Raw genomic sequence first — 12,728 nt, 5'->3', positions numbered from 1 at the left:
TTACCCCGACCGCTCGCGGACATCCGCGGCGAATCGGCGACTTGACCTGCGATGACGAGCTTCTCGTCCGAGTTCTCCGGTCCCAGCCCCCCGTCCTCCCCAGGGCGTGGAGATCGGAGCGGCGTTCAGCGGTATTTTTCGGGAACGGCGCAGTACCTCTCGATGGACTCCACCAGCTCCCGCATCCCCACGGGGTCTATGAAATACACGCTGGCGCTACCCACCGCTCCCGTCCTGCCAGGCGCCACCCCTCCCTGCACATCCACTACCGGAAAGGAGGCGAACTCCCGCGCCAGGCGTATGAGCTCATCGCGAGTGAAGTCGGTATCCAAAGAATCCAGTGCCACGTAGAGGAACCAGGCCGCGCCCGGGTATGCGGCCATTTTCTTCCCTTGGTTGAGGGCCTGGATTAAGAGGCGCTGTTGCTGGCGCACCCTCTCCAGGTCCCCCCGGGCGTAGTTGCGGGAACGGGCCATGATGAGCGCCTGATCCCCGTCGAGCACCTGGCTTCCCGCGCCGATGTTGCCCAGCTTGGGGTCGGATATGGGTTTCTCCAAGGTTATGGGAATCCCGCCGAATAGGTCCACGAGCCAGCGGAACTCGTCGAAGTCCAGAGCCACATGCCGGTCCATCTCCATCCCGGTGACCGATTCCGCCGTGCGGCGGGCGAGCTCGGCACCCCCCAGGGCATAGGCATCGTTTATCTTGCTCTTCCCGTGACCCGGGATCTCCACGTAGGAATCGCGGGGGATGGAGAGCAGGCAGACCTTCTGCCGGTCGAGGTCCAGGTGGGCGACGAGCATCACGTCGCTCCTGCGGTTGCCCTGCTCCGGCCTTCCCAGGCCGTGATCCAGGCCCAGGATGAGCACGTTGAGCGTGCGGTAGGGCAGGGCTCCAGTTTCAGGGAACAGCGGTGGGTCGGCGACGCCGGGGAAGGGCTCCATGAGCGCGGTTCCGCGGCCTTCTCCCAAAAACCAGCCCCAGGGGTCCACGAGAAGGAAGGCACAGAAGGCCGCCGCCAGCAGGCTCAAAGAGAGCAGGGCGGCCCTTAACCGCTTTCTCTTTCTCAAACCGGCCAGCTTCCTCGACCTCCTTGCAGTGGGAAGGAAGGCTCACTTTGAACCCGCGTTGGTTTCCCGCCTCCCTCCCTGCTCAAGTCGCCTCGCCCCGCAAAAGAGTCCTTCCCTTAAGACGTCAAGGGCGTTGCCCATCCGCTGTCCTCCTCCGCCAGTGTACAGCGAAACCAATTCCCACGGGAGCCCTATCGGGCCTCGTGAACGCTCCGCGCGCCCGCAATACACCCGCCGAGGCGGTGCTTACCAGCTTCCCGCGTGCTCCGCCTTTTTCCTCCCACCGGCGGCCCGAGCACAGTATACGTATATCCATTAGACAACCCGCCCGTTCATCCCTTCCCTCCCGCCGGGAGGCATGCGGCGAGGGGTCGCCACCCGAAACGCGCCCGGGATATGGAGGCGGCGAGAGCACCCCGCGTGAGCATCCTCCTTCCCCGGCTGTATAATAGGCACGTCCTGGTCCGAGCTCGCGGAAAGGCGGGTTGACGGATGCTCGACTGGCTGCTCAATTTGGATTACGCGCTCTTCCGCTGCCTGAACGGGCTGGCGGGCAGGAACGCCCTGCTCGACTCCTCCATGAAGGCCTTCTGTAACGACCACCTGGTCCCCTTCACTCTGGGTTTCCTTGTCCTGGTCATGGCCCTGAAGGGCCGCCGCCGCGCGGAGGACCGGGAGAACCTGGCGGCGGTGATCCGCGTCTTCCTCACCGTGGCCCTCTCCGCCGCCCTGATGCAACTGGTGATCACCCTGGTGCACCGGCCGCGCCCTTTCGTGGACCACGAGGTCAACCTCCTTTTCTACAGACCGGTGGACTGGTCCTTCCCCAGCAACCCGGCCACGGCCACCTTCTCCTTCTTCTTCTCCGCTTTCTTGTCGGACCGGAAGTTCTCCTGGTATTTTCTCCCACCCGCCATCCTCATGTCCTTCGCGCGGGTCTTCTGCGGGGTGCACTACCCGGGCGACGTCCTGGCCGGGATGTTCCTCGCCCTCTTCAGTGCCTGGATGGTGCACCGCCTGCGCTTCCTGAGCCGGCCGTTCGTCGCCGCGGCCCTGCAGGTGGAAAGCCGCCTGCGGTCCGCCCTCAGCCTAAGGGAGTGACGGTGAACGAGGTATTTTACGAGGATATCCTGGAGACCTTCATCTTCTGCTTCCTGGCTTCCCTGGGCATCATACAGGTGATGGCGGCCAGGAGAGGCTGGCACGGTCTTTCCTTTTACGGGGGCCGCGTCCGGGAGAACGTCAACAATGCCCTGGGGGCGGCGCTCATAATCTTCGCCTACGCATGGTATTTCAGCGACCCGCTGCACCGGAATGTGCGCAACATCGAGGCCCTCATGAGCATGGTCTGCCTGATCCTGGGCATCCTGTCCGCCGCCGCCTTCTCCTGCATCGCCGCTTCCCTCTCCGAATCCCTGCGGCGGAGGCGCCTGAGGAGGTGGAATCTCGGTCATGGAGTGGAGGAGTTCACGGAACGCCGGGTTTCCCTCCCCGGCGGGACGGCTGTCCTGCACGGGGACCCGGACTGGACGGCGGCGAAAAGGCGCCTGGTCATCGTGGGCGAGCCCGGAGGCCTGAGCCGCCACCTGGAGCGCCTCCTCATCCACCGCCTCCCCGAGGGCACGGCGGCGGTGTCCCTGTGGGCTCGGGACTTCCCGTCCCCGGGGGAAGAGGCGGAAGGCGAGGCCCTGGATTCCTACCTCTCCCGGATGCTCCGTGAGCTGCAGGGGCAGCGGCTCTTCGAGCCGGAGGGGAGTTCCTTCCTCGGCCTGGGATGGGGAGCCGACCAGCTGCTGGCGGCAAGCCGGTCCGTGGAGCGGGACTTTCGCCCCGCCGCCCTGGTGGCCCTGTCCCCCGTCCTCCCCGAGCCGGAGAGCATGACCCTGGGGGATTCCCTGCGCTCCAACACGCCCTGGGACGCCCTGAAGGTCCTGCTGGGGACAAGGCCGTGGCGGGAAGAGGGGTTCCGCTCCCTTTTACGGTTGTGGATCCCGCCCGGAACCCTCAGCATCGTCACCGCCACCGCGCTCACCGCTTCCCTGCATCTGCGGTGGTGGTTCCTATCCGGCCCATTGGGAGGGATCATAGCCTCACTTTGGGTCACCTATTACCTGGATCGCTCGCTGCGCAGGAAGAGGGCCGTACCGCCGCGGGAGGACTGGGAGCGGAGGATGGCCGGCAGGCTTTCCGCCCTGGAGCTCCACGGCGGGGAGCTACGCCCCGTCGTGATCCTCACCGGGGACCAGGTCGAGGAGCACGAGAAACGCCCCGGTACGCGCGTTTCGCCTGCGGAAGGAGGCCCATGGATATGGAGGAGGGCGTTGCGCGGGAAGTTCCTCCTGGACCCCCAAAACGCGGAGCGCCTGCTCTCCCTTCTCTTCCCCGAGGACATCGGGACCTAGTCGGCAGGGAAAGGACCCCCCTCAACCCCGCCCGGATACCATGACCCCCTCCACCACCACGGTGGGCGCCCCCAGGCTGCCCTCGAAGGGGAGGAAGCGGAGGTCCTCACCCACGGCCACCGTGTGGCGGAGGAAGTCCGTGGCCTTCCCCGCCAGGGTGATCTCCCTGAGCGGCTGTTCCAGCTCCCCGTTCCTTATGCGCAGTCCCAGGGCCCCTAGGGAGATCTCTCCGCTCACCGGGTTTGCTCCGGCATGGGCTCCCACCACCTGGAGGATGAGGACGCCGTCCTCCACGCCCCTCACCAGCTCCTCCCGGGTACCCTTTCCGGTGAGGAGGAAAAGGTTGGTGGCCCCCACTCCGGGCCGCTCCCGGAAGGAGGAACGTGTGGCGTTTCCCGTGCTCTCCGTTCCGGAGCGGGAGGCGGTGTACATGTTGTGCAGGTAACCGACGAGGACGCCCTCGCTGATGAGTTCCTTACGGCGGGTGGGAACCCCCTCGTCGTCGAAGGGAGCGGTGGAGGGAGCTCCCGGCAGCAGGCCGTCGTCCACCACCGTCACCAGCGAGGAGGCCACCCTGTCACCCTGTCTTCCGGCCAGAAAGGAGCGAGCCTTGAGGACCGCCTCGGCGGACAGCGCCGCGGCCAGCATGCCCATGAACTCGGCGGCTACCATGTTGTCCAGCACCACCGTGGTCCGCCGCGAGGGCATGCTCCGGGAACCTAAAAGACAGGTGGCCCTGTCCGCCGCTTCCCCGGCCACGCGCTCCAGGTCCAGGTCGGAGGGCTTGACCGCCACGTCGAAGGAGAAGCCGGTCTGCGACTCCTCTCCCTCCTCGGCGATGGGGAACACGTAACACTGGCATTCCGTGGAACGGTATGACCCGGAGACCCCCAGGCTGTTGGCCACCGCCACCTCGGAGACGGCGTCGGCGTAGACCGCCGTCTCCACGCGCTTTATGCGGGAATCACGTGATATGGTAAACTCTTCCAAGCGAAGCGCGATCTCCACTTTCTCGTCCGAAGAGGTCCCCTCCACCTCGGGGTGATAGATCCCCAGATCCTCGGGGTAGGCCCCTCCGGGCCATGGAAGGCGGTTGTGCTCGTCCGGTGCGCTGAAGAGGGCGATGGCCGCGGCCTCCTCCACCGCCCTCCTGCATTCCTCCCAGTCGAACCCGGTGCAGTAGGCGTAACCCAGCCTCCCACCCTTGAGCACCCTCACCCCCAAGCCCCGGGAATGCGCGTAGCGCAGGGATTCCACCTCCCCCCCGTACACCTTGACCGTAAGCCCCCGGTGCTCCTGGGCGTAGAGTTCGAGCTCGGCCCCCTCTCCGGCCAGGGTTCGGGCTCTCTCCACCCATTCCTCCAGCAGGGAACGGAGCTCGGCGCGCGCCTCCAATCAGATCACCTCCGTGGTTCCCCCCACCACCAGCTCCCGAACACGCAGGGTGGGCTGCCCCGTGCACACGGGGACGAGCTGTCCTTCCTTCCCGCACATCCCGGTATCGAAATCGATGTCATCGCCCACGGCGTCGATGTCCAGGAGCACGCGGGGGCCGTTCCCGATCAGGGTAGCCCCCTTCACCGGCTCGGCCACTTTTCCCTTGCGGATCATGTAGCCCTCGGTTACGGCGAAGATGAAGTCTCCGGTGACCGGGTTGACTTCCCCTCCACCCAGCTTGCGGGCATAAAGACCCAGCTCGGTGTCGGCTATGATGTCCTCGACGCGGCCTCCGCCCGCCTCTATGTACGTATTGCTCATGCGGGGAATGGGGACGTGGCGGTAGGACTGGCGGCGCCCGTTGCCGGTCGGTTCGGCGCCGTCCCGCATGGCGCGTTTGCGGTCGTTTATATAGCCCACCAGCACCCCCTCCACGATGAGCGGGGTACGGGCCGCTTTCACCCCCTCGTCGTCGTAAACGAAGGATCCCCACCGGTTGGCCAGCGTGGCGTCGTCGTAGGCGTTGACCAGGGGCGAGGCCACCTTCTGGCCCATCCGTCCCGCGAATACCGAAGCCCTCTTGTACACCGCGTCCGCCTCCAGGCTGTGCCCGCAGGCCTCGTGGAATAGGACCCCTCCCGTGCCGTTGGCGATGACCACGGCCATGGGGCCGGAGGGGGCAGGCCTGGCCTCCAGCATGGTCAGGGCCTGCAGGGCGGCGGCGCGGCCGATCGCCTCAGGAGGAAATTCCTGGAATAACTCGTAGCCTCCCAGAATGCCCGGGCTCTCGTGGCCGGTCTGGATCTCCCCCTCATGCGCCGCCACAGCCTGTACCACCATGCGCACCCGCACGCGGAGGTCGGTCACCGCCTCGCCCAGGGAGTTGGCGATGAACACCTCCTGGCGGGCGTCTCCGAGCACCACCACCACCTGGACGATGCGCGAGCCGGTCTCCCTCGCCGCCTGGTCGGCACGGTGCAAGAGCTCGACCTTCCGCTCGCGGGGAAACTCGCCCAGACCCAGGCGTACCGGGTGTTCTTCGAGACGCGGAAGGTGCCGCAGCGGTTTCTCCATGTCCACCACAGCTGCCTTTCCCGCCCTGGCCGCCGCGGCGGCCGCGCGGGCGGTCTCTTCCAGGGAAGCGGGAGAGAGGTCGTTGGTATAGGCGTAGGCCACCGATTCCCCGCATATCACGCGAATCCCGGCTCCCGCCTCCCGGCCGGAGATGTTCTCCTCCACCTTCCCCTCCTCCAGGCGCAGGTTGTAACCGCTCCTGCGCTCCGCGAAGAGCTCCGCGAAATCACCGCCACGCGAGAGGGCGAGCCCTATCACCCGGGCGGCCAGGTCCTGGTCGAGCAGCGTCATGTGCACCTCCGTATCTCCTGGTCCGGAATGACGGCCCGCCGGCATGCGGTGGCCGGGACCCGAAAAACGCAGCCGCAAATCATACCGGCGGAAAACACCTTAACCTTATGGAATATCCTTCCATAAGACTCAGGGAACCAACGAGACCTGCCGAACCGGCCCGGTGGCGGTCAGCCGTCCATACCCTCACGGCATCCCTTTGAGCCGCCGGACGGTCCTCGTGAAAGCCCTTCCGGTTCATTTTTCCGCGCCGACCTCCCGCCCTTCCATCCCCCGCGGTATCTCGAAGCTCACGATTGTCCCTCCGCCGTGGCGGTTCTCCGCCCATATCCTTCCTCCGTGAGCCTCCACCAGCTCGCGGCAGATGAAGAGGCCCAACCCCACCCCGGAATAAGGCCGCTTCATGGAGCCGTCCGCTTGGTAGAATCGGTCGAACACCCGCTTCAGCTTCGAGGGCTCGATGCCGATCCCGCGGTCCATCACCCTCACCAGCACCCGGTCCCCCCTCACCCTTCCCTCCAGGCGGATCTCGCCTTTTCCCTGCGAGAACTTCACGGCGTTGGAGACCAGGTTGGTGAGGACCTGTTCCATGCGTCGGGCGTCGGCCATGACCAGGGGGAACTCGGGAGAGAAGTCCACCACTATCGGCTGGTCCGGGCTCCTCTCCGCGTACTGGGAGGCCACCTTTCGGGCCACTCCCTCGAGGTCGCACACCTCCTTGTTCAGCCGCACCCTCCCCATCTCCAGCAGGGAGAGGTCCAAGAGCTCGTCCACCAGCCGGGACAGGAACTCGGTCCTCTCCAGGATGACCTGGAGACACTGCAGCTCCTCCTCGTAGGTGAGGCTCTCGTAGTAATCGCGTATGGTCTGGGCATAGCCGCTGATGAGGGAGAGCGGCTGCTTGAGCTCGTGGGTCACCATGGAGATGAAATTGGACTTCATCTCGTCCAGGGAACGCAGCTCCCGGTTGGCTTGCTCAAGCTCCTCCACATGCCTCTGAAGCTCCCTGTGGAGCATGGCGTTCTCCAGGGCGATCCCTACCTCTCCGGCCAGGGCGGAGAGGGTACGGCGGGATTCCTCCCCCAGTTGGCCGGCCTCCGCGGAAGCGGTGCAGAGGAGGCCCAGCGTCCTCTTGGCCGAGCGGAGGGGCAGGAGGATGACGGAACCCCCGGGAAAGAGCCGCGCCAGCTCGGCGTGGTCGTGCTCTTCACCGGGTTCCAGGAAGACGGCCTCCCCGGCGGCGATGGCCTCCCCCAGCGGGCCCTCCCCGGCGGTGAACCGCTCCGGGAGGAGCCCGACCTCACCCGCCGGCGTGCGGCTGTAGAGGAGGTTGAAGCTCTCCCCCGCGGCCAGGTAGCACCATCCCATCTCGTGGGAGCTGAAATCCATGACCGCCTGCATGGCCCTCTGCAGGATCTCGTCAGGGTCCCGGTATCCCCACAGGGAGAACACCATCTCGTAGAGGGTGCGCAGTTCGGCGGTCCTCTTGCGCACCTTATCCTCCAGCATCAGGTGCGAGCTGTGCAGGGCATCGGCCATGCGGTTGAAGCTGGTCGCCAGACCCTCCAGTTCCTGGCCCCCCCGGACCTCCACGCGAAAGCCAAGGTCTCCCAGGCCGAGTTTCTCTGCGGCATCCTGCAGGCGGCGCAGGGGGTCGGCTATCATATGCGCCAGGAGGGCGGCGGCCAGCATGGAGGCCAGGGCCAGCCCCGCCACGACGTAGATGATGAGATTCCGGAGGCGGGTGAGGTCGGCGAAGGCGTTGGCGGAGTCCTCCTCCACCATGATGCCCCAGCCCGTCTCCGGGAGCCGGAAATATCCCCCAAGCACCTTGCGCCCGGCGTAATTGCGGTATTCTGCCACGCCGCTCTGCCCTTCGACGACCCGGCGCACCCCCTCGGTATGCAGGGGCTCGCCAAGGATCTCCAGGCCCATCTCGGAAAGAGACCGCGGCGGCCGGGTTATCAAACGCCCCTCGGCGTCCACCAGGTATGCCTCGCCGGAGATACCCACCGTCAGGGAACCCAGTTCTCCGCCTATTCCCTCGGGGGTCAGGTCCCCCACCAGGACGGCCACCACCTTCCCGTCCACAACCACAGGGGCGGCCACGGACATCAGGAGCTCGGTCTGTGTGCCCTCACCCTCCCTGTGGAAGGGGATCATCCTGACCTCGTCCGCGCCCAGGCCCTGGATACTCTCCTCTACCCGGCCCCGGTAAGCGGGGTCGGTGCTTCCCAGGAAGAGGCCGCCGGGATGGAAGAGGTTGAGGCGCTTGAACCCGGGGACCTTTATCTGCTTTCCGCCCAGTGCGGATCCCAACACCCCGGGAGCGGGACCCATGGCGTAGAGGGCGGCGGCAACCTCGGCCAGCACCTTCATCTGCATCTTCAGGGTGGGGACCCACACCCCCTCGATTATCCTTAGCACGTCATTGCCCACTCCAGCGACGTCCTTCTCCACCCGCTCCTTGATCATGGAGCGGGCGACGACGTAGGAGGCCGTCCCAACGGACAGCCCGGCCACCAGGCCGGAGAGCATGACGGCCAGGAATATCCTCCCCCTCAGACTGGCGAAAACACTCCTCAGAAGGCGCATCCCGTCCCTCTCACGAACCCCCGTATCCCGCCGCGGCACTCCGCCGGGGAATACACGGCCAAGACCTTTGCGCGTCCCCGCGGCGTTCCTTGCATACCCCTACGATTATATCCCCTGGCTCGGCCTACGATTATATCCCCTGGCTTGGGAAAATCCCGAAGATCAGTGAAACGCCCTCCTTCCACGCCTGCCTCGCGGTGGGATAATCTAATGAGGAGGAAGCCGCGCCGTCGGGCGGCAAACGCATGGCGCCACGGCAACCGGGGTTCGGTAGGCGAGAGGCTTCCCCGGGTTCGAAGAGGAACATCCGGGACTCGACCTCAGCCGGAGGGAAAGGTGGCCGAGCTCCGCGTGGGGACGTCGGGATGGCATTATCAGCACTGGCAGGGCATCTTTTATCCTCCCCGGCTCCCGACCCGCGAGTGGCTGGATTTCTACTCCCGGCACTTCGACACCGTGGAGATAAACAACTCCTTCTACCGGCTCCCCGCGCCGGAGACCTTCGCCGCCTGGAGGGACAAGGTACCCGAGGGTTTCCTCTTCGCCGTCAAGGCCAACCGCTTCATCACCCACGTGAAGAGGCTGCGCGACCCCAAAGAGGCGCTTGCCAACTTCTTCCATAATATGAGCGGGCTCCGGGAAAAGACGGGCCCCATCCTCTTCCAGCTCCCTCCCCGCTGGAAGGCGGATCCCGGACGCCTGCGCGAATTCGTGCGCGCGCTCCCCTCCGGCCACCGCTACGTCTTCGAGTTCCGGGATCCCAGCTGGTTCGTGCCTCAGGTCTACCGCGTCCTCGAGGATGCGGGGTGCGCCCTGTGCGCCGCGAGCTCTCCGGTGTTCCCGGAAGCCAGGGTGGAGACGGCAGATTTCGCCTTCCTCCGCTTCCACGGCGGCAAGGTCCTCTACGGTTCCAAATATTCAGTCGAGGAGCTCGCGGAATGGGCCGAGTATGCCCGCCGCTTGCTCGAGGAGGGAAGGGACGTCTACGCTTACTTCAACAACGACGCCTACGGCTACGCTCTGGAGGACGCCCGTACCTTCCTCGAGCTGGTCGGCTGAAAGCCCATGCCCCGCCGTCTCACCGTCACATAGCGGAAAGCTGCCCGAGGCGCGGCGCAAGCGAGCCGCCCGGCAACCGGTTATATGACCACCGGGCCAGGTAGCGCGGCATGGGATCGGAGAAAAGGGCCGGCCCCAACCCGCCGTCGTCCCCCTTCTCCCGGCGGTGCTTCCATCCCGGATATCGGCGGTTCCGCCCGCCACCTCAGGCCTTGCGGGCCAGGCTGCGCCCCAGCTCTTCCAGGCGGGCGACATCCTCCGGAGAAGCCTGCGGACCCTTCCAGAGGCTGAGGGGGGCTCCCGCCTTCACCGCCACGCCCCTCAGCACCACTTTGGCCCCGCGACGGCGGAGAAGCCGGCGCAGGCGGCGGAGCGTGGCCTTGCCCCGGAAACCGGCATATGCGCTGAAGACCGTGGCCTTCTTGCCTTTGAGGGCCTTCCGGTCAAGCCCCTTTATGAACCTCTTCACCACCCGAGCCGGCCTGGCTCCCCGCGTGGGGCTGCCCACGGCCAATATGGTATATTCTTCCAATTCCTGGGGCTGCAGGTCCTTTACCGGCTTGACGGTCACGCTGACCTTGCCGGCCTCCAGGCCCCTGGCCACCGCCTCCGCGGCCTCTGCGGTGTGTCCGGTCTTGGTGTGATAGACGACCAAGGCTTTTTTTCTTTTCCCGAACATGAGACCCTCCTTGCCTACACGGACTGCCCCTCCCAGGTACGTGGAAAATAATACCCACGGCGTCCGCCGTTCAAACCGTCGTGGTCGAAGGCGTCCTACGGTCAGGTCCGGTCGGCATCCGGGTTGCTTTCCCTGTGGAGGGGAAGGGAGAAGGCCACCACCGCGCCCATACCCTCCTCGTCCTCCACCCAGACCCGCCCCCCATGGGCCTCCACGTAGGTGCGCACGATGTAGAGGCCCAGGCCCAGTCCTCCCTCCATCCCCTCCGCCTTGCTCCTGGTGAACTTGTCGAAGAGCCTTTCCCGGTCCTCGGGCGGGATGCCGGGACCCCGGTCCTTGACCCTCACCACCGCTTCCCCGTCCTGCACGTCGCCGGTGACCACCACGGACTCGCCGGGCGGGCTGAAGCGGAAGGCATTGTCCAGGAGGTTGATGAGTACCTGGCGTACCTTGTCCCAGTCCGCCTCCATCTCCAGCCGTCGTACCGAGGTCACCAGGTGGACGTTTCTTGCTCCCGCCGTCAGGGACATGGACCCCGCCACCTCCTGGAGCACGGACACCAGGTCCCCCGGCTGCGGGTTGAGAAAGATCTGCTCCGATTCTATACGGCTCATGTCCAGCACGTTCTCCACCATGCGGTTGAGCCTGCGGCACTCCCGGAGAACGTGGTCGATGCAGGAGAGCTTGCGGTCCTCGTCCATGCGCTCCCAGTGGTCCTTGAGGGCCGAGGCGTAGCTGTTGATGACCGTGAGCGGGGAGCGCAGCTCGTGCCCCACGATACCCACCAGCTCCGTCTTCAGCCTGTCCAGCTCGCTCAACCTCCGGTTGGCCTCCTCCAGGAGTGCGTTCCTGCGCAACAACTCGAGCTCCATCTCCCTGGACTGGGTGACATCGCGGGCGATGACCAGGGCGGCCTCCTTCTCCGTGTGGAGCCGGGTCCCGGTGATGGAGAGGATGACCGATTTGCCGTCCGGCCTCCGCAGGGTCACCTCATAGAACCTTATCTTCTCTCCCCGGAGGCCTCGCGACAGAGCGGAGAAAGCGCGCTCCATCTCCTGCGGGTCCAGGAAGTCAAGGTAGCCCTTGCCGAGCACGCGTTCCACCGGGAAACCAAGGACCTCTTCCGCGTCCGTGTTTATGGCCAGGATGTTTCCTTCCCGGTCCACGGTGAAAATCACGTCGTAGCTGTTGTCCAGCATCTTCCTGAACTTGGTCTCGGCCTCCTGAAGCCTTTTCTCCCGCAGCCCGAGCTCCTCCAGGGCGCGCATGTGCTCCTCCTTGGCCCGCAGAAGGCCGGCCACCAGGATGTCGTAGCCGAAGCAGGCCTCGAAGGCCAGCACCCCGTAGGTCTGAAAGCGCAGGGCCCACAAATCCCATATGATGTCTATAACCTGTAGGCAAGCCCCCAAGGTTATGGAGATCGCCCCCAGAAGGGCCAGGAGGTGCTGGCGGTCCCTCTGAAGGAGGTACTCACGTGCCATGAGGACGACGATGAGCGCGGTGGCCATCAGGAGGTAGGCCCCGAAAGCCAATTTCCACTTATTGGAAGGACTGAGGATTCCCAGGGCGGCGGCGACCATGAACACGGCGGAGGCGGGGAAAGCGGCGGCGTAGAGTATGCTGGTGAGACGTCTTTCCCCCAGGGAGTAGGTGGTGAAGAAATGCACGGCGAGGGCAACGCACAGCGAGCCCAGAGCCCAGCTGGTCGCGTCCACCCAGGATTCCCGGGTGAGCAAAGGATGGGCGAAGTCGAAGCCCTTCCAGACGGCGAGAGAGAGACAGAGTATCCCGAACAGGCGGCCGCGCAGATCCCTCCAGTAAGCGGCGAGGACTATCAGGCCCAGCAGAGCGGAACTCAAGACGGCGACGGTCTCCGTCACGTTGGTCGGGTTTATCTGCACTTGCATCGGCCCACGCCCCCGTCTCAGGTTCCGGCGGGTGCTCTCGCCCCGTCTCCCTGGTCCGTTACTTCCATATTATTCTAAACGACACACCGTTAGAACGATAGGAGGCAGGCAACCCCGCAGAGCGGCCTTGATCTTCCCGGTTTCTCCGCTGCGCACCGCTCAACAGGGGCTACGGCCATGACTCTTGGGGGATCCGAGGTGCTTTCTTCCCCTA

The 12,728-nt window shown here is 65.5% G+C and carries 9 protein-coding genes; 3 read left to right on the top strand and 6 right to left on the bottom strand.

Annotation, left to right across the window (positions count from 1 at the left end):
- Positions 1-125: 125 nt before the first annotated feature.
- Entirely contained in the window at positions 126-1,070 is a 945-nt protein-coding gene (locus tag H7007_RS05375) for an LCP family protein (protein WP_287153691.1), read from the bottom strand.
- Positions 1,071-1,562: 492 nt separating this feature from the next.
- Between H7007_RS05375 and H7007_RS05370 the strand changes: the two genes are divergently transcribed.
- Together H7007_RS05370 and H7007_RS05365 are read left to right on the top strand one after the other, a co-directional pair.
- Positions 1,563-2,171 (top strand): phosphatase PAP2 family protein, encoded by a 609-nt coding sequence (locus tag H7007_RS05370; protein WP_287153689.1) that lies wholly within the window; start codon positions 1,563-1,565, stop codon positions 2,169-2,171.
- A 2-nt stretch (positions 2,172-2,173) separates the two neighbouring features.
- Entirely contained in the window at positions 2,174-3,472 is a 1,299-nt protein-coding gene (locus H7007_RS05365; RefSeq protein WP_287153687.1) for a hypothetical protein, read from the top strand.
- Positions 3,473-3,493: 21 nt separating this feature from the next.
- Here the strand turns inward: H7007_RS05365 and H7007_RS05360 are convergent, their stop codons facing one another.
- The 3 genes from H7007_RS05360 to H7007_RS05350 form a co-directional block, all read right to left on the bottom strand.
- Positions 3,494-4,867: a TldD/PmbA family protein gene (locus H7007_RS05360; protein ID WP_287153685.1), complete on the bottom strand. Its 1,374-nt coding sequence runs from the start codon at positions 4,865-4,867 to the stop codon at positions 3,494-3,496.
- The gene (locus tag H7007_RS05355) at positions 4,868-6,274 is read right to left on the bottom strand and encodes a TldD/PmbA family protein (protein WP_287153683.1); all 1,407 of its coding nucleotides are present in this window, start codon (positions 6,272-6,274) and stop codon (positions 4,868-4,870) included.
- Between the two features lie 237 nt (positions 6,275-6,511).
- Positions 6,512-8,869, bottom strand: a complete 2,358-nt coding sequence (locus H7007_RS05350; RefSeq protein ID WP_287153682.1) for an ATP-binding protein — start codon at positions 8,867-8,869, stop codon at positions 6,512-6,514.
- A gap of 336 nt (positions 8,870-9,205) precedes the next feature.
- Here H7007_RS05350 and H7007_RS05345 point away from each other — a divergent pair, with 336 nt between their 5' ends.
- Positions 9,206-9,928 carry a DUF72 domain-containing protein gene (locus H7007_RS05345; RefSeq protein WP_287153680.1) on the top strand — a complete coding sequence of 241 codons (723 nt, stop codon included), beginning with the start codon at positions 9,206-9,208 and terminating at the stop codon, positions 9,926-9,928.
- A 205-nt stretch (positions 9,929-10,133) separates the two neighbouring features.
- On the opposite strand, the gene H7007_RS05340 is transcribed toward H7007_RS05345, so the two are convergent.
- Positions 10,134-10,607, bottom strand: coding sequence for a flavodoxin family protein (locus H7007_RS05340; protein WP_287153678.1), 474 nt, complete (start codon positions 10,605-10,607; stop codon positions 10,134-10,136).
- A 101-nt stretch (positions 10,608-10,708) separates the two neighbouring features.
- A complete protein-coding gene (locus tag H7007_RS05335; RefSeq protein WP_287153676.1) occupies positions 10,709-12,514 on the bottom strand; it encodes an ATP-binding protein in 1,806 nt (601 codons plus the stop codon).
- Positions 12,515-12,728 lie beyond the last annotated feature (214 nt).

The sequence above is a fragment of the Candidatus Solincola tengchongensis genome (genome assembly GCF_015711935.1).
Lineage (GTDB): Bacteria > Actinomycetota > Geothermincolia > Geothermincolales > RBG-13-55-18 > Solincola_A > Solincola_A tengchongensis.
The sequence above is the reverse complement of the archived record's forward strand: the minus strand, read 5'-3'. Positions and strand labels throughout refer to the sequence as shown.

What these genes read in the sequence shown, in the direction of transcription:
- H7007_RS05370 (WP_287153689.1), top strand. Translation starts at nt 1,563, where the DNA reads ATGCTCGACTGGCTGCTCAATTTGGATTACGCGCTCTTCCGCTGCCTG.
- H7007_RS05355 (WP_287153683.1), bottom strand. Translation starts at nt 6,274, where the DNA reads ATGACGCTGCTCGACCAGGACCTGGCCGCCCGGGTGATAGGGCTCGCC.
- H7007_RS05350 (WP_287153682.1), bottom strand. Translation starts at nt 8,869, where the DNA reads ATGCGCCTTCTGAGGAGTGTTTTCGCCAGTCTGAGGGGGAGGATATTC.
- H7007_RS05340 (WP_287153678.1), bottom strand. Translation starts at nt 10,607, where the DNA reads ATGTTCGGGAAAAGAAAAAAAGCCTTGGTCGTCTATCACACCAAGACC.
- H7007_RS05335 (WP_287153676.1), bottom strand. Translation starts at nt 12,514, where the DNA reads ATGCAAGTGCAGATAAACCCGACCAACGTGACGGAGACCGTCGCCGTC.